Origin of the sequence: Burkholderia sp. AU33545 (assembly GCF_020419685.1) — a bacterium.
GTDB lineage: Bacteria > Pseudomonadota > Gammaproteobacteria > Burkholderiales > Burkholderiaceae > Burkholderia > Burkholderia diffusa.
On sequence record NZ_JAIZRQ010000001.1, the window covers coordinates 1,001,424 to 1,022,610 of the forward strand.

The window sequence follows — 21,187 nt, forward strand, 5'->3', positions numbered from 1 at the left end:
CGATTACTTGCCGTGCGTGCCGCCGAGCAGGCCGCCGATCAGCGACGTGACAGGCGCGAGCAGATTCGAGCCCGAGCCCGAATTCGTGACGCCGCCCGTGGTGCCGCTCAGTGCCGGTACGCCGACCGTGCTGGTGACGGAGGACACCGCGCCCGTCACGGGGGCGAGCGGGTTGCCGCCGCCCGTTGCGCTGCCGAGTGCGCCGGTGACCGTGGAGACCAGGCCCGTAACCGGGGCGAGCGGACCGCTGCTGCCACCGGCTACGCCGCCGAGTGCGCCCGTGACCGTGGAGAGCAGGCCGGTGACCGGAGCGAGCGGGCCGCCGCTGGTGCCGCCCGCTGCACCGCCGAGTGCGCCCGTGACCGTGGAGAGAAGGCCGGTGACCGGGGCGAGCGGTCCGCCGCTGGTGCCACCCGTCGCGCCGCCGAGTGCGCCGGTGACGGTGGAGACGAGGCCGGTAACCGGGGCGAGCGGACCGCCGCTGGTGCCGCCCGTTGCGCCGCCGAGCGTACCGGTGACCGTCGTGAGGAGGCCCGTGAGCGGCGCGAGCGGGTTGGTTGCGCCGCCGGTGCTGCCCGTGAGCAGGCCGCCGACGGTCTTCACGGTATTGCCGGCCGACGAGACGGTATTGCCGAGGCCGGTCGTGACGGGGTTGCCGCCCGTCGATGCGATCAGCGCGCCGCCCTGGTTCAGGCCGTTGCCGATCGTGCCGAGCAGCATGTTGAGCGGGGCGCCGAGGCCGGTGGCCGTCCCGATCGTCTGCGTCGTCTGGCCGACCATCGTCGTGATCGGCGTGATCGCCGAGCTGACCGTCTGCGTGACCTGCTGGATCGGACCGGTCGACAACACGTTGGACAGCGTGGTGCCGCCGTTCGATACGGCGTTGCCGACCTGCGTCACGAGGCCGCCGACTGCGCCGGTGACGGGAGCGAGCGGCGACAGCGGGCCGCTGCCGAGGCTCGTGACCAGGTTGCCGGTCTGCGTGACCGCGCCACCGAGCTGGCTCACCACGCCGCCGGTGCTGGCGACAGTGACGCCGACCGGGTCCTTCGTCGCGCCGAGCTGGCCGAGGCCGTTGCCAAGGCCATTGCCGAGCGCAGTCACCGCACCGCCGACGTTCTGCACGATGCCGCCTGCGGCCTGCGTCGTGGCCGGGTTGACGCCGGGCAGCGACTGGCTGCCGATCACGGAGCCGAGGCCGGATACGGTGCCGCCGAGATTCGTGACGAGATTGCCGCTGCTTGCGAGGACGGTTCCCACCGCGTTTGACGACACACCGGAGGTGCCGCTTGTGCCGCTGCTTGTTCCACTCGTGGTGCCGCTGGTGCTGCCGCTCGTCGAGCCGCTCGTGCTACCGCTGGTCGAGCCGCTGGTGCTCCCCGACGTGCTGCCGCTCGTTGAACCGGACGTGCCGCCCGAGGTACCGCCCGAGGTGCCGCCGCCCGATGTGGAGATCGAATCACCACCGCCGGAGCTGGAGCCACCGCTGAGCCCCTTGCTGATGGAACCGGAACCGCCGCACGCGGAGAGGGAAAGCATGGCTGCCACGGTGGCCGCGATCATAGTCGTCCGGAGCGTGCCATGAGGGATAACCTGAATGTCCATTTCGTCCTCGCATTGAAGCTGATGTTGTGTTGAGTGATGCGAGGATTACTCTGCAACTGTCGTGCCATTTCGACGGTCGGCGAGTCGACGATTGGTTTCAAACGAGCCAATTCCTTGTTGGAAAAAGGATTTAGGCAAAATGAAAGATTGTTGAATCTGTTTAAGAACGGTCGAATGGGAACGGTTTCGTCCGTTTCGTAACGTAACGTCACAACATTGGCGTTACGCGTGCGGCGTAACGTGAGGGGCGTGGAGGGCTGGCGGGCGGTCTGATTGTTTTACTGGTGGACTAGGTGTGCACATCTAACCTATCGTAAATCCTATGTGTAAATCGTACCGAAACGCCGTACAAATACGTCGTGCTCCCGGAAAGTTTTTTCGACCCGGTCTTAAAAGAGGTTGGAAGTTAAATAGGAACGGATATAGAATCCGGAGCAGATGTAAGCAAATGTACAGTTCGGTACACGACGTTCGAGGAGGGTCGCTATCGCGAATGTTAACTTGCATCAAATGTTGATACATACCCTTCGGGGTGACATATAAAGAAGGCGCACCCGGTTGTCGTTACACCTGATGTGACGAACGGCGCGGGGCAAGGGCCGGATATGCGGGGATGTAGAACGTATAAAAGGCCAAAAAACGTACATACAGGCACGAGGAATTAAAAAATGAAAGCACTCATCAAGCGCTTCCTGAAGGAAGAAGACGGGGTTACCGCGATCGAGTATGGACTGATCGCGGGGCTGGTCGCCGTCGCCATCATCGCCGGTGTATCGTCGCTCGGCAGCAATCTCAATACGATGTTCTCGACCATCGGCACGTGCGTCAGCACGGTCGGTAGCTCGGGCGCTACCGCGGCGTGCAAATTGGGCTAAGCAGTCCCAATCATTGTCTTTTAGCGTGATATCGGGCGGCTTGCTCCGGCCAGCCGCCCGACTTATATCCGCGACCGGTCTGGCGCGATGGCATATCTATTTTCTATCGGGGCGTTCCTGGCTTGGGCAGTGCTCGTCACGGCCAGTGACATTCGTTCCCGGCGTATTCCGAATTTGCTCGTTGTCGGCGGGTTGGTCGCCGCATTTGCAAGTGCCTTTTGCGGTGCAAATCCGTTCGGCATCGTGCGCGTTCAGGCGCTGCTCGGCACGTTCGTCGGTCTGGTCGGCCTTCTCCCGTTCTTTTTCCTGGGGGTGATGGGCGCTGCCGACGTGAAGGTGTTTGCCGTCCTCGGCGCGTGGTGCGGCGTTCATGGCCTGGTGTGGCTCTGGATCGCCGCGAGCATTGCGGCGGGGATTCACGCGCTCGCCGTGCTGTTGCTGTCTCGCACGACGCTCGGTACGTTATGGCGGCGTGGCCCACCGGCATTGACGATCGGTCGATATCGCGCGACACCGTATGGCGCGTGCCTTGCCATCCCTGCGGCTGTATGGCTCGTCTGCCTCGTTGCGGGAGGGGGCGTGCGATGAAACGGCAGAGAAAGCGGTGCGAATACGGGCGGCAGCGCGGAGCGACTGCGGTTGAATTCGCAATCATATTTCCGCTTTTCTTCGTGATCTGCTACGGGATCATTTGTTTCGGAATGATTTTCGTGATTCAGCAAAGTTTGACGTTCGCCGCCAGTGAGGGTGCGCGCGCGGGCCTGAATTACGCCCCGGATTTGGCGACTCGAACCGCGAAGGCGCAGGCGACCGCGCAAAACGTCGTCGGTTGGCTAAATATCAGTGCGCCGAACGTCGTCGTGCAGGCACCTGCATGCAAATACGACGGATCGCTGTATTGCCTGTCGGTGACGGTGAGCTATTCACCGCAAGCTTGGGTAAAGACCATGCCCTTTGTGGGCGCCATTCTGACCCAGCCGTTGACAAGCACAGCGGTCGTCCAGATTTCGCAGTCGTTGCTTCAATGAGTTGCGCGTCGCGACGAGGCGGTTTTTTGTCGTGCTAATTGTCAGATAAAAAGATTTGAACGGACCTTATCCGGTATCCATACGACAACATGGCCAATAACGTAACGAAGATCATCGCGGGGCTGCTGATTGCGATCGCCGTTCTGCTCGGAATCTATGCATGGATGCTCGGGCGCAGTTCGTCTAGTCCTGTTCCGGCGCAACCGGCAACGGCCGCGAATCCGGTGCCGGTTGTGGTCGCGACGCGCACGCTGTCGGTCGGTCAGCCGATTGCCGCAGACGCATTGAAGATTCAGCCGACCGCACCAGCGCCGGCAGGGGCGTTTTCCGATCCGGCCACACTGGTCGGTCGCGTACCGGCGCGCGACATTCCGGCATCGGCGCCTGTCGTCTCGAGCGCACTGGTGTCGGGCCTTGCCGAGGACGTCGAGCCGGGCGAACGCGCAATCGCGGTTCGCGTCGACGAGACCAATGCGGTCGGTAACCGGCTGCGGCCCGGTAATTTCGTCGACGTGTTCTTGAACCTGAAGCGGGAAGGGGGCGGCGCGATGTTCGACGGTGAAGTCTCGCAGACGCAGGCACGACTCCTGATGTCGAGGATTCGCGTGCTGTCGTTCGGCGACGCGACGCCGGATCGCGACAGCGGCAACAACACGAACGGCAACAACGGCCAGCCGACCAACACGCGCATCGCGGTACTCGCGGTGCCGACCGCGCAGGTCGATGCGCTGACACTCGGCGAGGCGAGCGGCCGGCTGACGCTCGCGCTGCGCAACCCGCGCGACGACGAGCTTGCGACGCAGACGGTGGCGGTGCGCACCGACAACAAGCTGTCGCCGTCGGCGCTTGCCGCGGCCGGCGTGTCGCTGCAACAGCTGTCCGGCACGTCGAGGGCCGCGGTGGCCAACGTGAACGTGCCGCCGCTGCCGTCGCGCCTGCCACCGGCGACGCGACCAGGCGGCAGCGGAGGCGGGGGCAGCATCGAGGTGATCCGCGGCGGCCGGTCGGAAACGGTCGCGTATTGAACAACATCGATGGCCATCGATATCAGCGACGACAAGTAAAGGCCGTGCGACGGTCCAACAAACAATGAAAAATACACTGACTGCATTCGCGATTGCTCTCTGGACCCTGACATTCGCCTCCATTGCAAGCGCGAGCGGCACGATCGAGCTCGCGGTCGGCGCGCAGCGGCAGATTTCCGCCGGCCACGCGCTGCAGCGGGTCGCCGTCGGCGATCCGGCAATCGCCGACGTGCTGATCATGAAGGGCAGTCGTTCCGGTTCGGTGCTGCTGACCGCGAAAGCGCCGGGTGCGACGAACGTGATGTTGTGGGAGCGTGGTCGCGACGAGCCGACGGTGTGGAGCGTAGAGGTTGTCGACGCGGCGGCGCAAGCGGTACTCGACGGTTCGACGCCGCAGGTGAAGGCGTACGGCGGGACGTCGGTGCTGCGGGGAACGTCGGCGTCGCTCGATGCGCACGAACGGGCCGCGGCGGTCGCCAAAAACATGAGCCCCAAAGGAGCGGTGATCGATCGCTCGACGCTGGCCGGCAAGAACGTCGTGCAGGTCGATGTGCGGGTGGTGGAATTCAGCCGTTCGGTGCTCAAGCAAATCGGCTTCAATTTCTTCAAGCAAAGCAACGGCTTTTCGTTCGGTTCGTTCGCGCCGGGCGGCGTGCAATCGTATAACGGTGCAGCGGGCCCGGGCATGGGCTCGTACATTCCGACGCTTGGCGCACCGGTTGCGTCCGCCTTCAATCTGGTCGTGAATGCAGCGGGACGTGGCATCTTCGCCGACCTGTCGCTGCTCGAAGCGAACAACATGGCGCGCGTGCTCGCGGAGCCGACGCTCGTCGCGCTGTCCGGCCAGAGCGCCAGCTTCCTCGCGGGCGGCGAAATCCCGGTGCCGTCCCCACAGGGACTCGGCTCGACCGCGATCCAGTGGAAGCAATACGGCGTCGGGCTGTCGCTGACCCCGACGGTGTTGAGCCCGAGCCGGATCGCGCTGAAGGTCGCTCCGGAATCGAGCCAGCTCGACTTCGTGAACAGCGTGACGATCAGCGGCGTCGCGGTGCCGGGCATCACGACGCGTCGTGCCGATACGACAGTCGAACTCGGTGACGGCGAGAGCTTCGTGATCGGCGGCCTGATCGATCGCCAGACATTGTCGAACGTGAGCAAGGTGCCGCTGCTCGGCGACCTGCCGATCATCGGCACGTTCTTCAAGAACCTGAACTACCAGCAGAACGACAAGGAATTGCTGATCATCGTGACACCGCATCTCGTCGCACCGATTGCGAAGGGGGCGGTACTGCCTGCGACGCCCGGCGAGTTGTCGGAGCAGCGTGACGGGCCGGTGTGGCGATCTTATCTGGGCGGTGTGGCGTCGCCGGATGCAGCACCGGGTTTTTCGAAATGAATCTGAAGCATTGCGCGTCGCGGCACATCGCTACGCCATGCGTAATCGGGGGTGTTCGACATGAATGCACGAACCCAATCATTGTGTGAACCCGCCGTGACCGACTATTTCGTTTGTGCGTCGACAAAGGAAGCGCATGTGCGCTGGTTGGCCGATACGCTGGTTTCGGCCGGTGCGGTCGAGGCCGCGTCGCTGGAACCGGGTGTGCTGGCACAGCGCATCACCGGGCTCAATCCGGCACTGGTATTCATCGACTTCTCCGAGCGCAGCGAAGCGGCGAGCGTAGCCGCGGCCACGGTACGTGCGGCGCATCCGGGGATGCCGATCGTCGCGCTCGGCTCGCTCACCCAGCCGGAGAGCGCGCTCGCCGCACTGCGTGCGGGTGTGCGCGACTTCATCGACGTGTCGGCATCGGCCGAGGACGCGCTGCGAACGACGCGTGGGTTGCTGTCCGACGTCGGCGAGCCGACGAGCCGCCACGGCAAGGTCGTCGCGTTGCTCGGCGCGCGCGCGGGCATGGGCGTCAGCACGCTTGCCGCGAATCTCGCGGTCTGGCTGCAGAAGCGGGCGCTCGGCCCGGGTGCGACGGGGGGACCGGACGGCGGCGCGCCGGCCGGGCGCCAGACCGCGCTGATCGACCTGGGGCTGCCGGCCGGTGACGGTGCGCTGTTCCTGAACACCCGCTGCGAATTTCACTTCATCGACGCCGTGCAGAATCTGCGCCGCATCGATCGCACGTTCGTGAACACCGCGCTCACGCGACACCAGAGCGGCGTCGCACTGACGACGCTGCCGCCGGACCTCGGCGGGTTGCGCGACGTGTCCTATGCGTCATGCATCGGGCTGCTGAACCGTTTCCGTGCGTTCTTCGACCAGCAGGTCGTCGATCTCGGCGGGTTCTCGAATCGCGAGTTCGTCACGCAGATCGCCGCATCGGCCGACGAGGCGTGGCTCGTCTGCGATCAGGGCGTCGCGTCGATCGTTTCGGCCGCCGACCTGCTCACCGGGCTGCGCGATGCGGGCGTCGATACCGATCGCGTCAAGCTCGTGGTCAACCAGTACGATTCCGCGCTGGACCTGATGCCCGGGCAGATCGCCGAGCGTCTCGGGTTGTCGCTGGTCGGCACCTTGCCTGCACGTCGCGTCGCGATCGGCCATGCGGCGAACCAGGGACGACTCATCGTCGACGCGGCGGAGCGCGACCCGTATGTACGCGCACTCGAATCCCTCGCCACGCGGCTGCCGGGTATCTCGGGCATGGCGGGCGCGTCGCGCGCGGCGCCCGGCCTGTCGGCGCTCAAACGTTTCATTCAACCCTCGTCCAAGCGGTCATAACCGATGGCACACGACATTCAATTCGCCGACGGCGCAGCGCCGTTCTCCCAGACGCAGCAATTCCACGACATCAAGAATGCCGCGCATGAACACCTGCTGACGCGGATCGAGGAACTGGGCGCCGAGTTCGGCCGATGGTCGCGCCAGGCGATCAATCAGTTCGTCGATCTCGAGATCGACAGCTTCGTCCGCCTGCGTCGCATTCCGCTCAACGAGAACGAGGTGCGCGCGATCGCCGAGGCGCTGACGAAGGAACTCGCGGGCTTCGGGCCGATCGAGGATCTGCTCGCGGATCCTGCGGTCGAGGACATCCTGATCAACGGCTACAACGACGTGTACGTGTCGCGGCACGGGATACTCGCGAAGCTGCCGGTGCGCTTTACCGACAATGCGCACTTGCTGCGAATCGTGCGCCGGATCCTTGCGCCGATCGGGCGCCGTCTCGACGAATCGAATCCCATGGTCGACGCGCGACTGCCCGATGGCGGCCGCGTGAACGTCGTGATCGAGCCGTTGTCGATCGACGGCCCGATCGTGTCGATCCGGAAATTCCGCAAGGATCCGCTCAAGCCATCGGACCTGCTCGGCAACGGCACGTACAACGACGAGATCGGCGCGCTGCTCGAGGCGGCGGTCGAGGCACGCTGCAACGTGCTCGTGTCGGGCGGCACGAGTTCGGGCAAGACGTCGCTGCTCAATGCGCTCGCATTCCACATTCCGGAGGCCGAGCGTGTCGTGACGATCGAGGATACGGCGGAGCTGTCGCTGAATCACCCGCACGTCGTGCGGCTCGAAAGCCGCCCGGGCGGATTCGACGGTAGCGGTGTCGTGACGATTCGCGACCTGTTGCGCAACACGCTGCGGATGCGTCCGGACCGGATCATCGTCGGCGAAGTGCGCGGCGGCGAGGTGCTCGAAATGCTGCAGGCCATGAACACGGGCCATGACGGCTCGATGGGCACCGTGCACGCGAGTTCGCCGCGCGAGTGTCTGTACCGTCTCGAGATGCTCGCGGGCTTCGCCGGCTTCCAGGGGACCGAGTCGAGCTTGCGTCGCCAGATCGCGAACGCAATCGACTTCATCGTGCAGATCGGGCGGCTGTCGAATGGACGCCGCCGGATTCTGTCGATCACCGAGGTGACCGGTCTGTCCGACAACATCATCGCGACGCAGGAACTGTATCGCTACGAAGCGCGCGTGACGCCGGAAGGCGAGGAAATCGATCACTGGGAATCGCTCGGCATCCATCCGCATTCGCCGAAGCTCGCGCGCTTCCGCCAGACACTGACGAACAGCGCAATGGGCGGGGGCGGTTTCGGTGGCGGCTTTGGTGGCGGCGGTTTCGGCCGCGGCGGGGGCTTCAATGTATAGCGCGATGATCTGGGTACTCGCGGTCGCGATGCTGTGCGTGGCATCGGCACTGATGCTATGGCGACATGCGGAAACCCGGCGCGTACGCACCGATGCGAAGCGCTTCATCGACAGTCGGCTCGAACCGGGCGTGCGCGTGGCGGCGCCGGCTGCACGATCGGCGGCATCGGCTGCATCACGGGCCGTGTCGTCTTCCGGTGGCGCGCGCAATGCCGCGTCTCGTGCTTTCTGGGCGCACTGGCATGCAGTTGCAACGGAGTATCTGACCAACCTCGTGAACCGTGCGGGGATCGAAGGCGCACGCGGCAAGGCGATCGTCGCGCTGACCGTTCTCGTCGCGGTTGCGGCGATCGCGGGCAGCCGCGGCGGCGCGCTCGCGTGTTTCGCGGCGCTTGCGTGCGGGGGCGCGATTTTCGGCGTCTGGCTCACGTCGCGAATCCAGAAGCGGCGACTGAAAATCGTCCGACAGATCCCCTCATTTCTCGACGGGATCGTGCGACTGGTGACGCTCGGCAACAGCGTGCCGGCTGCATTCCAGGCTGCGCTGCTGACGACGGAGGAGCCGCTGCGGGGGTGTCTCGATCACGTGTCGCGCATGCTGCGCACGGGTGTCGAGATCGACCGCGCAATGCTTCATATCGCCAGGATCTACCGTACCGAGGAGTTCGAACTGCTCGGCTCGGTACTGCGGTTGTCGGTGAAGTATGGCGGTCGCGCGGACGTCATGCTGGAACGGATGGCCGTATTCATGCGCGACCTCGAGCAAGCGGAGCGCGAGCTGACGGCGATGTCGGCGGAGACGCGGCTGTCGGCATTCGTGCTCGTGATGTTGCCGATCGGGATCGGCGGCTTTGTCGTGATGACCAATCCGAAGTACCTGGAAGGGATGTGGAACGATCCGAGCGGACAAATGCTCCTCCTGTTCGCGTTCCTGGCGCAGGTTGCGGGTAGCGTGTGGCTGTATCGAATGGCTCGACTCAGGTGATGCGATGACAGCAACTCAGATCGGATCGGTCGCACTGGCACTTGGCGCGCTGGGCGTGCTGTTGTTTGGAATGATCGCGTTGTTGCGTGCGAGCGCGGCGTCGCGTGCCGAACGTGCGTTGGCCGATGCGCTCGACCAGCGCATGGCAGCGCTCGAAGCAGCCAAGGCTCGGACCGTTGCGGATGATGCTCAATCCGCGAAACCGGACACGCGCGGGCGCGAGCGCATCGAGCGCATGCTTGCGCGATTCTCGGCAACGGGGATGCGCTGGCTCGATACCGGGTTCGGCAAGCACATCGTCGCAGACGAGGACCGTCGTCTGCTCGAGCAATGTGGTTACGTCGACGCGCGTACGCGCGGGCTGTTCCTGATCGCGCGAATTGCATGCGGGATTGCATTGCCGTTGCTGTTCGCGATATTCGCGAGCGGACGAACGACGAGCGGAATGTGGATGATCGGCATGTTCGCCGCATTCGGGTTCGGCTTCATGTTGCCGAAGCTCTACCTGCAGCGTCGTGCCGCCGCACGGCGCCAGAGTGTCATCGACGAACTGCCGTTGCTCGTCGACATGCTGCGCTTGTTGCAGGGCGTCGGATTGTCACTGGATCAAAGCCTGCAGGTCGTGACGAACGATTTCCGCGGGATGATGCCGGTTCTGTCGTCGGAGGTTGGGATCGCGCAGCGTCAATTCGCAGCGGGCCGCACGCGCGAGCAGTCGATGCAGAGGCTATCGAGCGGATTCGACAACGAGGACTTGCGCGCGATTGCGCGGCTGATGGTGCAGGTCGACAAGCACGGCGGCGCGGTACAGGAGCCGCTCAAGCAGTTCGGCGACCGGCTTCGGGAAACGCGCCGCGCGATGCTGCGCGACCGGATCGGTCGGCTGACCGTAAAGATGACCGGTGTGATGGTGGTGACGTTGCTGCCTGCACTGCTGATCGTGACGGCCGGCCCCGGGTTGTTGGCCGTGATGCGTGCGCTGACGGCGCATCATCATTGATGGACGGAAGAAAAGACGATGAAGCGGATCAGCGAAATGGCGGGGCACGCTGGCGTGGTGGCGGTGGTAGCGCTGCTCGGCGCATGTGCGACCAAGGAGGGCGGGTACGGCGTGAACGCGCAGGCAGAACGCGCGGCGCTGATTCAGGCGGCCGACCAGAAGCAGGCGGTGCCGGATACGCCTGCGATGTATCTCGGTCTGATCCAGCGGATGCAGGCGCAGGGCCTCTATTACGCGTCGCTCGCGCATATCGACGCTTACGACAAGGCCTACGGCGTGTCGCCGGACACGATTCTGCTGCGTGCGGACGCGCTGCGGATGACCGACCAACCGGCTGCCAGCGCGGCAGCGTATACGCAGTTGCTGAAGACGCCGCTCGCCTCGCGTGGTTACCGGGGGCTGGGGTTGATCGCCGGTGCGGCCGGTGATTTCGGCCTGGCTGTGCAGGCACTGACGCAGGCGTCGGAGCTTGCGCCGACCGACGCGTCGCTGCTGTCCGATCTCGCCTATGCGAAATTGCGTAACGGCGATGTGGTCGGCGCGCGGGTGCCGTTGATGAAGGCGGCGGAACTGGATCAACGCAATCCGAAGATCGTCAGCAACCTCGCGCTGTATCTGCTCGCTTCCGGGCGCACGCAGGATGCGCAGCGACTGATGAATCAGCAGCATTTGCCGGCGGATATCCGCAAGGACATCATTGGCGATGCCGGAAAAATTGCAGCCGCGGCACGCGCACTGCAGCGAGCGGTCGCGACGCCGCCGGTGGTATCGCGGCACGCCGCGACCGCGCCGATCACGCCGATGGCAAACAATTTCGGCTATGACCAGACCGTGCCGCTGCTGCAACGGTTTGCACAATGAACAGAACAAACAGGCGGGGGAACGACATGAACAACAATGATCGTCGGAACATGCGTGCGGGGCGGATTGCGATGCTGGGGGCAATTGCCTGCGTGGCACTCGGAACCGTCACCGCATACGCGCAGCAACAGGATACGGCACCGGTCGCGTCCGACGTGGGTCGCTCGACCAGGGACTGGCTCACGATGCAGGGCGAAAATCGGGCGGCAGCGCCGACGCAACCGTTGCTGGGCGACGTCGCATCGTTGATCTACCAGCGTTATCTCGATTCGTTCAAGAACAAGATTCCTGAGTCGATGAGCACGCAGCTCGGTTCGTCCGGTGGCATGTCGGGTAACGGATCGGGCGCGCAGTAAGCGACATGGCGATGCGCGCGAATCAGTCACGGGTGGGGCGGCGATACGGCACCGGCGGGCCGGCACGGCAGCGTCAGCACGGCTCCATCGCGATCATGGCGGCGATCTGGCTGTCGGTTGCCGTCATCGTACTCAGCGGGATCGATATCGGCCGCTTTTATTCCGAACGGCGCCATATGCAGGCGGCTGCCGATCTGGCCGCGCTGTCCTCGGTCATGAAAGCCAGCGCGGATACGACCTGCTCGGCGGCGAAGACGGCGGCCCAACAGGTCGCGAGCCCTACAGCGAATTCCGTACCGGCAAACGCCACCGTTTCCGTGACATGCGGCGTCTGGACTGCGCCTCAAACCAGTGGCGGTGCGGCGACGTTTACGCCGACCGCTGGCGATCCGATCAACGGTCAATGCGGCGGCTTGTCGGCAGGACCTGCCGGATCAACGACCGGCCAGTCGGCCAACGCCGTGTGCGTGAGCGTTTCCGAACCGGTGACAGGCTTTTTCCGCGGCGTAAAGCCGATCAGTGCGTCGGCCATGGCGAAGAGCACGCCGACCGATACCTTTACGCTGACTACGTCGCTCGCCGCGTTGAATGGCGGGCTGGCCAATCAATTGCTCCAGACGCTGACCGGCTCGCCCAATGCGTTGAGCCTCAACGCTGTCGATTACCAGGGGCTGGCACAAGTCAACCTGAAGCTGGCGGGCATTCTTGCCAATTTGCCGGTCGGCTCGAGCACGGCCGTACTGAATGGCTCCGTGACCCTTGGTCAGTTGGCCAACGCGTTGGTGCAGGCGGCGACCCAACAGAACCTGGTGGGCGCGAACCTGAACGTGCTTAACGCGATCGTCGTTGCACTTTGTTCCGGCAGTGTCTGCGGTGGACCGCAGATCGCGCTTAACCAGCTGGTTTCAGCCGCGGTGGCCAATGGAAGCTCTGCCGTTGACGCCAGCGTCAACGCGCTCGGACTGTTGTCGACCGCGCTTCAGGTCGCGAACGGCACGAATCCTGTTGCCATCCCGAACATCACGGTCCAGACACCGACCGCGCTCGCGCCGCTGCTGAACGCGACGGTGTCGGGTTCCGTCGTACTCGCCGGAACGCCGCCGGCCACCGCGAGTGGCCCGCCCGGACCGTCGAATTGCGGGACGTCGAATTGCTTGACCAATACGTCGACAGCGCAAGGGAACGTGTTCCTGAATACGTCGATATCGCTGCTGTCGACGTGCTCCAACGGATCCCTGGTCTATCCGGGAGGCACCTGCCCGTCAGGCAAGGCGACGCCGCTGGCCGCCGTGCAACTGCCGATTACCGCGTATGTCGCGCCGGCGAAAGCCGGGCTCGCCTCCGTCACCTGTTCCGCGAACGGCACGAAGAGTGCGACAGTGAACGTGCAGACCGGAGTGGTGGCCGTGTATCTCGGCGGAGCGGCCAATACGCCGATCAATCTCAGCGCTCCGAGCGGATATACGCCCAGTGCTGCACCGCCGATCACGCTTGTGTCCGTCAACTTGCAGAGCCTGCTCAATCTGTTGAACCTTGGCGGACTGATTTCCGGGTTGACGACGTTGGTCAACGTGTTGACCTTCGGCGCCCTCGACCTGACCCAGATCTCGGTCAACATCAACCTGACGCCCGGGCAGTTGACGATCCCCGTCGCCAATCAAACGCCGACGCCCTTGACGTTCACCTATCCCGGCAGTCCGGCATCACCGTACATGTTGAGCGTAGGAACCGATCAATTCCTGTCACCGGCGGTCCAAAGTGCGCTTAACAGTGGCCTGTCGGTGCAGTTGACGGCGAATAGCGGCTTGCTTTCGTTGCTCGGATTGGTCGTCACGCCAGTGTTGAACGTCGTGCTCGGGCCGATTTTGTCCGCGCTGGGAACGACGCTCGTTCCGCTCCTCCTGCAGCCGATCGATTCCCTGCTGACTTCGGTCACCGGCTTGCTCGGCTTGAGTCTGGGGAATGCCTATGTCACAAATACACCGGACTCGATCAAATGCGGCAATCCGATGCTCGTGCAATGAAGATCGCGGCGTCCACTTGCGTCGGGAGCGCGGGCAGCGCTTCCGCCCATGCCGCGCGCTTGGCCCGCAGTGCCGCATCACTCGTCAATAACCGTAGCCGCACCTGAATCATGAGAACCACTTCCGCAATCGCAGAACTCGACCTGTACGTCTGGGAAGGCAAGGCGGACATCGTCGACCGCGTTGCCCGCTGCATGGCGAGCTTCGACGTCGAAGTGATCCGCGCCGACAATGCGGAAATCTCGCCGGAGCGCGCCGCATTGCGGCCGTCGCTCGCGATCATCAGCGTGACGATGATCGAAACCGGCGCGGCATTCCTGCGCGACTGGCAGGCCAACATCGGCATGCCGGTTGTCTGGGTCGGCGCGGCGCGCGACCACGACGCGTCGCAGTATCCGCCCGACTATTCGCACATCCTGCCGCTCGACTTCACCTGCGCCGAACTGCGCGGGATGATCGGCAAGCTCGTCACGCAGCTGCGCGCGCATGCGGCCGATACGCTGCAACCTTCCGAACTCGTCGCGCACTCGGAGTCGATGCAGGCGCTGCTGCGCGAGGTCGATACGTTCGCCGACTGCGACACCAACGTGCTGCTGCACGGCGAAACCGGCGTCGGTAAGGAACGTATCGCGCAATTGCTTCACGAAAAGCATTCGCGCTACCGGAACGGCGAATTCGTTCCGGTCAACTGCGGCGCGATTCCGGATGGCCTGTTCGAATCGCTGTTCTTCGGGCACGCGAAAGGCTCGTTCACCGGCGCGGTTGTTGCGCATAAAGGCTATTTCGAGCAGGCGGCGGGCGGCACGTTGTTCCTCGACGAAGTCGGCGACCTGCCGTTGTACCAGCAGGTCAAGCTGCTGCGTGTGCTCGAGGACGGCACCGTGCTGCGCGTCGGCGCGACGACGCCGATCAAGGTCGATTTCCGTCTCGTCGCGGCCAGCAACAAGAAGCTGCCGCAACTCGTGAAGGAAGGCCTGTTCCGCGCGGATCTCTACTATCGGCTCGCGGTGATCGAGCTGAGCATTCCGTCGCTGGAAGAACGGGGCGCGGTCGACAAGATCGCGCTGTTCAAGTCGTTCGTCGCGGAGGTGGTGGGCGACGAGCGGCTCGCGCAGTTGTCTGACCTGCCTTACTGGCTCGCGGACGCGGTAGCGGACAGCTATTTCCCCGGCAACGTGCGCGAACTGCGCAACCTTGCGGAGCGCGTCGGGGTGACGGTGCGGCAAACGGGCGGCTGGGATGCCGCTCGACTGCAGCGGCTGATCGCCCATGCGCGCAATTCGGCGCAGCCGGTGCCGGTGGAGAGTGCGGCAGAGGTCTTCGTCGACCGCAGCAAGTGGGACATGAACGAGCGCAGCCGCGTGATCGCTGCCCTCGACGCAAACGGTTGGCGGCGCCAGGATACGGCTCAGCAGCTCGGCATCAGCCGGAAGGTCCTGTGGGAAAAGATGCGCAAATATCAGATATTCGACGAAGAGCCCGAGACCCGCGAAAGCGAGTAATTAATGAGATAAAATCGCGCTGAATTACAACGACACGGGCGGGGAATTGATATTCATGAGCCATATGACGGGGTTGGGGCGGGCGTGTGTGTTGCTCGCCATGATGGGAGGCATGCAGGGCGCGTTCGCGCAGGGGTTGGCCGGCAACGCATCGCCGGCGGTACAGCAGGCGTCGGCACCGGTGGCGGCGATTCCGGTGATCGACCAGCAGGTTCAGACGTCGGTGCAGCCGCAGGCGGGCGAGACGACCGGGCAGAGCACGGTCGACGAACTTCAGCGCCAGATCCAGGCGCATTCGCTGACGGAAATGCGCACCAGCTATAACGGCAGCTACGGCGCGAGCCTGCTGTTCAGCGTGAAGGACGGTTCCTATTTCGTCGCGCTGTTCCAGCAGAAGGCGTTCTGGCGTGTGATCAAGACTTACGACGAGACGCGGGCGGAAACGATCTATCGCGATTTCTCGCGTCAGGCGGAACGGCTGGCCGTCAACGAGCTGCGTGCGGCGAAGCTGGAATCGCAGAAGGCGCAGATGGACCGGCAGATCGAAGTCACGCAGGAGCGGGCGCGGCGTCTGCAGGCAGACATCTCGATCGCACGCGAGCAGCAGGCAACGGTCGCGGATCGCCAGAAGAGCGTCCGCGCCGAAACGGCGGCGTTGCAGGCGCAACAGGCGCAGCTTCAGTCGCAATTGCGCGCATTGCAGCAGCAGGTGCGTTCGCTGCAGCGCGAGGCCGACGCAGGCTTGCCGACGACGGCACACTGAGCGATCACGGCACGGCCGGTGCGGCGACATACCGCGCCGACCCACCAGAAAAAAGGCAAGCCATTTGGCTTGCCCTTTCGTTTTACTGGCCGTCCGGCACGATTCGCCGGCGGCGCGTAACGATCACCGGCCCATTGCCGCCGCGTGTGTCGGACGGCGACGTGTTGCCCGATGCGTCGCCGGCTTCGCGCGGTGTGCTGTAGCTTTCGCGCGGGGCGCCATAGCCTTCGCGGGGCTCGCGCGGCGCGCCATAACCGTCGCGCGGTTCGCGCGGGGCGTAGCCTTCGCGCGGTTCACGGGAACCATAACCTTCCCGCGGTTCGCGCGAGCCGTAGCCGCCGCCGTCGCCGCGCGATTCGCGGGTGCCGCCGTGCGAGCCGTACGGGCTGTGGCCGCCGCCTTCGCGGCCGCCCGGCCGACCACCGGTACGCGGGCCGCGGGGGCCGCCGCCGCCCGGGCGCGAGCCGCCCGTGTCGAGCTGGATCGTGGAAATCGCACGCTTGTAGATGCCTTGCAGACCCACGGGGGTGCGCAGCATCACCAGGTACTGGTCGAACGACTCGATACACCCCGTCAGACGAATGCCGTTGACGAGATAGATTTCAACACGCTTACGTTCCTTGCGCGCCGAATTGATGAAGTCGTTTTGCGGATGGGATTCTGCGGGATTGGCCATTGAGGTGCGGCAGGAGCCTGCGTCAGAGAATATGTTGTGCGTGTGTGGCGTGGTCGCCCACCAAGGGTTTGGCGGGATTTTACCCTGTTCGTTCCACCAGTGCGCAGTCGCGATTGTGTCGAACCGTAACCCACTATAGACGTTCCCGTGCATTTGCGCGATTCGGTCGAATGGCTAGTGCCGTTTCGTTACGTCGCGTTACGACTCTCGCAACGGCGTAGCACCTGATGGCGCGGGGCGCGATTACATTCGACGCGCGTGCCGGGCTGGCCGGCGGATCCGGGAAGGGGAACATGAACAAGCAGGGATTGGCGGTGTGGATCGGGAGTGTGGCGTTGCTCGCTTCCGGCAGTGCAATGGCGGGACACGTCGACCTGTCGGTGGGCATCGGCGTGCCGGTCGCACCGGTCTATGCCGAACCGGCGCCGGTCTATGTGGCGCCGCAGCCGGCGGTGGTCGCCTATCCGGGTTACGGATACGGCTACTACGGTGACGAGGACGACGACGGTTACCGGAGATGGCGCAGGCACGATCACAGGCATTGGCACAAGCATCACGACGATGACGACGATTGAGCGCGACCCGCGCGGCGCCGGTGACGATCAGAACGCGTAATCCGGATTCTTCGGGTCGAACGCGGATTCGTCGAGCGTCGCCGGCGCGATCTTCTCGATGATGATCCGTTCGAAGATATTGCCGTCGTTGTCATAGGATTCGACAGTCCTGAAGTACGGCGCGTGCAGGTCGAGCCCGAGGGTTTCCTTCTTCGCATAGAACTGCGGGCGGCCGGTCGGCGTCTCGTAGGTGAGCGCGACGACGCGCACCCCGCCGATCGTCTTCGCTTCCACCTGCGTCGGCCGCTGCACGCCGGCTTCCTGGTATTTCTTCCCTTCGGTCAGGTACAGGTTCGTGATGAACTCGGTGCCGAGATCCTTCACCTGGTGATTCGACTGCGCGCGTGCGAGTGCGCCGTCGAGCGCCGTCCACAGCGGAATCTTGCCGAGCAGGCCGCCGAGATGGCCGTACATCTCGTCCTTGCGCCGGGTCGTGTCGTAGATCGTCTCCTGTCCCGCATGCGCGCCGTCCGGCAGCCATTTCGCATACACCCGCAACGGTTCGCGGGTCGTCTTCACGAGCATGCGGTCGGGCGTGTCCGACCATTTCCCGCTGATGCGCTCCTGGCGCACCATCGTGAACTGGTACGACGGATAGCCGTTGGGACCATTGCGGATATAGAGCGGAACGGTGAGCGGATCGAGTGTCTTGAACAGCGCCGTGAGCGTCGCGTCGTCAAGTTGTGCGAGCGTGCCGCGCTGGGCGGCCGTGCGCAGCCAGCGCGCCTGCTGCGCGACCGGCTCGCGCGTGACCTTCGCCAGTTCCGCCGGCAGTGCGTCCTCCTGGACCGCGCTCGCGGCAGCGGCGGTTTCCTGCGCATGCAGGCCGGCTTGCGCGAGCGACAGCATGCACACAATGGCCGCGGCGGCGTGCCGCGTGCGGCGCTTCGTTCCTTCGTTCATCGACAGCGTCTCCCGGGGCGATGGATCGTTCAGCCTCGCTTCGCGGCGTTGAGCTTGGCGAGTTCCTCGTCGCGCAGCGCGCGGCGCAGGATCTTGCCGACATTCGTCTGCGGCAGCGCGTCGCGGAACTCGACGAACTTCGGCATCTTGTAGCCGGTCAGGTTCTTGCGGCAGTGCGCGAGCACGTCGTCGACCGTCAGCGTCGGGTCGCGGCGCACGACGAAGACCTTGATGCGTTCGCCCTGGACTTCGTCCGGGATGCCGATCGCGGCGGCTTCGCTGATGCCCGGATGCATGACCAGCACTTCCTCGATCTCGTTCGGATACACGTTGAAGCCCGAGACGAGGATCATGTCCTTCTTGCGGTCGATGAGGCGGATGAAGCCGTGTTCGTCCATCACGCCAATGTCGCCGGTGCCGAGCCAGCCCTCGGCGTCGATCACCTTCGCGGTCTCATCGGGCCGCTGCCAGTAGCCGCGCATCACCTGCGGGCCGTGCACGCACAGCTCGCCGGGCTCGCCGATGCCGGCCCAGGTGCCGTCCTCGCGCCGGAAGCGCACGAGCGTTGACGGCGCGGGCAGGCCGATCGAGCCGCTGAATGCGGCCATGTCGTTCAGGTTCACCGGATTCATCGTGACGATCGGCGAGCATTCGGTGAGCCCGTAGCCTTCGACGACCGGCCGCCCCGTGACCTCGTGAAAGCGCTCCGCGACCGCGCGCTGCATCGCCATGCCGCCCGCCATCGCGAGCTTGAGCTTCGAGAAGTCGCGCTTGCGGAATTCCTCGTTGTCGAGGAACGCGTTGTACAGCGTGTTGATCCCGGTGATTCCGGTGAACGTTTCGTTGCGGATGATCTTCATCACCATCTTCATGTCGCGCGGGTTCGCGATCAGGATGTTGCGACCGCCGAGCCCCATGAAGATGAACGCGTTCACCGTCAGCGAATAGATGTGATAGAGCGGCAGCGGCGTCAGCACGGTCTCGACGTCGCCCGAGACCTGGTCGGCGATCCACGCCTTGGCCTGCAGCAGGTTCGCGATCAGGTTGCCGTGCGTGAGCATCGCGCCTTTCGCGACGCCTGTCGTGCCGCCCGTGTATTGCAGGAACGCGAGATCGTCGCGCGTCGTCCGCACCGGTTGCGGTTTGCCGCGTGCGCCGAGCGCGAGGGCTGCGCGCAGCCGGATCGCCTGCGGCAGGGTGTAGGGCGGCACGAGCTTTTTCACGTGCTTCAGCACGAAATTGATCAGGCGCCCCTTTGCATTGAAGCCGTCTGCGAGCAGGTCGCCGAGCGCGGTGACGACGATGTTCTTCACCTGCGTTTCCGGCAACGCGTCCTGCAGCGTGCGTGCGAAGTTCTCGAACACGACGATCGTCTGCGCGCCGCTGTCCTTCAACTGGTGCGCGAGTTCGCGCGCGGTATAGAGCGGGTTGACGTTGACGACGATCGCGCCGGTTTTCAGCGTCCCGAACAGCGCGACCGGGTACTGGAACGTATTCGGCAGCATGATCGCGACGCGGTCGCCCGGCTTCACGCCGGTGCTTTGCAGATACGACGCGAACGCCTCGACTTTCTGCGCGAGCGTGCGGTAGGTCATCGATGCGCCTGCGCTCACGTAGGCGACCCGCTCGGCGAAGCGTGTCGTGCATTCGTCGAAGAATTGCACGAGCGATGCGTATTGCGTGACGTCGATCTCGTGCGGCACGCCGGGCGGATACGACGCGTACCAGATGCCATCGGTGTTCGGCGGGAGCTGGGCCGCTGCGGTTGCTGCGGATGATGACATGATGTGTCTCCGTTGTGGGTGAGAGTTGGCGCTTCAGCGCTTACGCTCACCCCATGCTTTGCGTTCGGCGAGAATCGACGCTTCAGCGCGATGTTCTCGCCATGCCTTCTTGTCGACGAGCGCAAGCCAGCGTTGGCTCCCGCCGCATGACATTCGTTCGGCCCGGGCCAGCGCATCAACGCCGGTCCGGGCCGCCAAAATCGTGAATCGCCGCCTGAGCGGCTCGGCGCGATCAGCTCGCCGAATGCACCGTCGCCGGATCGGCAGCCGGCGCGCTCGAGGACAGCCCGAAGGCCTCACTCGCACCCGCATCGTCGAGCACGGCCGCGAAGATCGACAGCTGCGCGCTGTCGGGCATCGGCGCCTTCAGTGCGGCGACGATCAGCGACGACAGCCGCGCGATCATCTGCACGTCGTTCATCGTGCGGCCTTGCGAGAATTCGTCGATCAGGCTTTCGGTTTCGGCGCCGGCCAGGGCGCCGGACAGCGCGCCGATCGCGAAGTGCAGCCGCCAGCCGAGCTCCGTGCGCGGCAGATGCGGCAGCGCGCGCTGGAACGCGTCGAAGAAGCGGCCGGCGACGCTCGCGTAGTGCGCGGTCAGGAAGTTGCGCACGAACGGCGACGGGTCGGTGTACGCGCGGCCAATCAGCCGCAGGAATGCGGGGCCGCCGCGGTCGGGGTCGCGCGACGCCTTCAGCGCGGGAATGAACATCGCGCCGAGCACGTGTTCGCAGGTGATATGCGCACCGAGCTGCGCATCGAAGCGGTCGAGGATGCCGAGGCGCTCCTGGTTGAGCTGGTCGAGCCGACGCGACAGCATCGCGTGGATCAGCGCTTCCTTGCTGCCGAAGTGGTAGTTGACCGCGGCGAGGTTCACCGCCGCGCGCGACGTGATCTGCCGCATCGACATCGCTTCGAAGCCGTGCTCGATGAACAGGTCCTCGGCCGCATCGAGAATGCGCGCCTTCGTCCCGCCGGTCTGCCGATTGCCGGATGACCGCGTCCCGGACGGCCGTCCCGCCGACGGTCGCCCCTCCTGACTGACTGCCATGTCCCGCCTCCCAATGCCGGTCGCCCGGCCGCG

The 21,187-nt window shown here is 64.7% G+C and carries 20 protein-coding genes; 15 read left to right on the plus strand and 5 right to left on the minus strand.

Going from position 1 to position 21,187, the window contains the following annotated elements; genetic code table 11:
- Positions 1 to 3 precede the first annotated feature (3 nt).
- Complete coding sequence (locus tag LGM71_RS04580; protein ID WP_226114109.1) at positions 4 to 1,605, minus strand: collagen-like triple helix repeat-containing protein; 1,602 nt, start codon at positions 1,603 to 1,605, stop codon at positions 4 to 6.
- 668 nt (positions 1,606 to 2,273) lie between these two features.
- Between LGM71_RS04580 and LGM71_RS04585 the strand changes: the two genes are divergently transcribed.
- From LGM71_RS04585 to LGM71_RS04650, 14 genes are all read left to right on the plus strand, one after another.
- Positions 2,274 to 2,480, plus strand: coding sequence for a Flp family type IVb pilin (locus LGM71_RS04585; RefSeq protein WP_124625690.1), 207 nt, complete (start codon positions 2,274 to 2,276; stop codon positions 2,478 to 2,480).
- An 87-nt stretch (positions 2,481 to 2,567) separates the two neighbouring features.
- Entirely contained in the window at positions 2,568 to 3,068 is a 501-nt protein-coding gene (locus tag LGM71_RS04590) for a prepilin peptidase (protein ID WP_226114110.1), read from the plus strand.
- Complete coding sequence (locus LGM71_RS04595; RefSeq protein ID WP_226114111.1) at positions 3,065 to 3,508, plus strand: TadE/TadG family type IV pilus assembly protein; 444 nt, start codon at positions 3,065 to 3,067, stop codon at positions 3,506 to 3,508. The genes LGM71_RS04590 and LGM71_RS04595 overlap by 4 nt, the downstream gene beginning before the upstream one ends.
- A gap of 89 nt (positions 3,509 to 3,597) precedes the next feature.
- Positions 3,598 to 4,533, plus strand: a complete 936-nt coding sequence (gene cpaB / locus LGM71_RS04600; protein ID WP_174911482.1) for a Flp pilus assembly protein CpaB — start codon at positions 3,598 to 3,600, stop codon at positions 4,531 to 4,533.
- A 64-nt stretch (positions 4,534 to 4,597) separates the two neighbouring features.
- Positions 4,598 to 5,929: a type II and III secretion system protein family protein gene (locus LGM71_RS04605; protein ID WP_226114112.1), complete on the plus strand. Its 1,332-nt coding sequence runs from the start codon at positions 4,598 to 4,600 to the stop codon at positions 5,927 to 5,929.
- Positions 5,930 to 5,989: 60 nt separating this feature from the next.
- A complete protein-coding gene (locus LGM71_RS04610) occupies positions 5,990 to 7,264 on the plus strand; it encodes a fimbrial protein (protein ID WP_174911476.1) in 1,275 nt (424 codons plus the stop codon).
- 3 nt (positions 7,265 to 7,267) lie between these two features.
- Complete coding sequence (locus tag LGM71_RS04615; RefSeq protein WP_059818084.1) at positions 7,268 to 8,635, plus strand: CpaF family protein; 1,368 nt, start codon at positions 7,268 to 7,270, stop codon at positions 8,633 to 8,635.
- Complete coding sequence (locus LGM71_RS04620) at positions 8,628 to 9,620, plus strand: type II secretion system F family protein (protein ID WP_124904608.1); 993 nt, start codon at positions 8,628 to 8,630, stop codon at positions 9,618 to 9,620. Before LGM71_RS04615 ends, LGM71_RS04620 begins: the two co-directional genes overlap by 8 nt.
- Before the next feature lie 4 nt (positions 9,621 to 9,624).
- A complete protein-coding gene (locus LGM71_RS04625; protein WP_226114113.1) occupies positions 9,625 to 10,620 on the plus strand; it encodes a type II secretion system F family protein in 996 nt (331 codons plus the stop codon).
- Between the two features lie 18 nt (positions 10,621 to 10,638).
- Positions 10,639 to 11,481 carry a pilus assembly protein gene (locus LGM71_RS04630; protein ID WP_226114114.1) on the plus strand — a complete coding sequence of 281 codons (843 nt, stop codon included), beginning with the start codon at positions 10,639 to 10,641 and terminating at the stop codon, positions 11,479 to 11,481.
- 26 nt (positions 11,482 to 11,507) lie between these two features.
- The gene (locus tag LGM71_RS04635) at positions 11,508 to 11,837 is read left to right on the plus strand and encodes a DUF3613 domain-containing protein (protein WP_124625981.1); all 330 of its coding nucleotides are present in this window, start codon (positions 11,508 to 11,510) and stop codon (positions 11,835 to 11,837) included.
- Positions 11,838 to 11,842: 5 nt separating this feature from the next.
- Positions 11,843 to 13,861, plus strand: coding sequence for a pilus assembly protein TadG-related protein (locus LGM71_RS04640; RefSeq protein WP_226114115.1), 2,019 nt, complete (start codon positions 11,843 to 11,845; stop codon positions 13,859 to 13,861).
- Between the two features lie 110 nt (positions 13,862 to 13,971).
- On the plus strand, positions 13,972 to 15,363 hold the full coding sequence (locus LGM71_RS04645) for a sigma 54-interacting transcriptional regulator (RefSeq protein ID WP_124904614.1): 1,392 nt from the start codon (positions 13,972 to 13,974) through the stop codon (positions 15,361 to 15,363).
- A 55-nt stretch (positions 15,364 to 15,418) separates the two neighbouring features.
- A complete protein-coding gene (locus LGM71_RS04650) occupies positions 15,419 to 16,126 on the plus strand; it encodes a DUF2968 domain-containing protein (protein ID WP_059608536.1) in 708 nt (235 codons plus the stop codon).
- Positions 16,127 to 16,208: 82 nt separating this feature from the next.
- Here LGM71_RS04650 and hfq read toward each other — a convergent pair whose 3' ends face one another.
- Positions 16,209 to 16,802, minus strand: coding sequence for an RNA chaperone Hfq (gene hfq, locus LGM71_RS04655; protein WP_226114247.1), 594 nt, complete (start codon positions 16,800 to 16,802; stop codon positions 16,209 to 16,211).
- A gap of 293 nt (positions 16,803 to 17,095) precedes the next feature.
- On the opposite strand from hfq, the gene LGM71_RS04660 reads away from it, so the two are divergent.
- Positions 17,096 to 17,377 carry a hypothetical protein gene (locus tag LGM71_RS04660; protein WP_059608534.1) on the plus strand — a complete coding sequence of 94 codons (282 nt, stop codon included), beginning with the start codon at positions 17,096 to 17,098 and terminating at the stop codon, positions 17,375 to 17,377.
- A 27-nt stretch (positions 17,378 to 17,404) separates the two neighbouring features.
- On the opposite strand, the gene LGM71_RS04665 is transcribed toward LGM71_RS04660, so the two are convergent.
- The 3 genes from LGM71_RS04665 to LGM71_RS04675 form a co-directional block, all read right to left on the minus strand.
- Positions 17,405 to 18,319: a DUF1571 domain-containing protein gene (locus LGM71_RS04665; RefSeq protein ID WP_226114116.1), complete on the minus strand. Its 915-nt coding sequence runs from the start codon at positions 18,317 to 18,319 to the stop codon at positions 17,405 to 17,407.
- A gap of 29 nt (positions 18,320 to 18,348) precedes the next feature.
- Positions 18,349 to 20,103 carry an AMP-binding protein gene (locus LGM71_RS04670; protein ID WP_226114117.1) on the minus strand — a complete coding sequence of 585 codons (1,755 nt, stop codon included), beginning with the start codon at positions 20,101 to 20,103 and terminating at the stop codon, positions 18,349 to 18,351.
- Positions 20,104 to 20,335: 232 nt separating this feature from the next.
- Positions 20,336 to 21,154 (minus strand): TetR/AcrR family transcriptional regulator, encoded by an 819-nt coding sequence (locus tag LGM71_RS04675; protein ID WP_059608531.1) that lies wholly within the window; start codon positions 21,152 to 21,154, stop codon positions 20,336 to 20,338.
- Positions 21,155 to 21,187 lie beyond the last annotated feature (33 nt).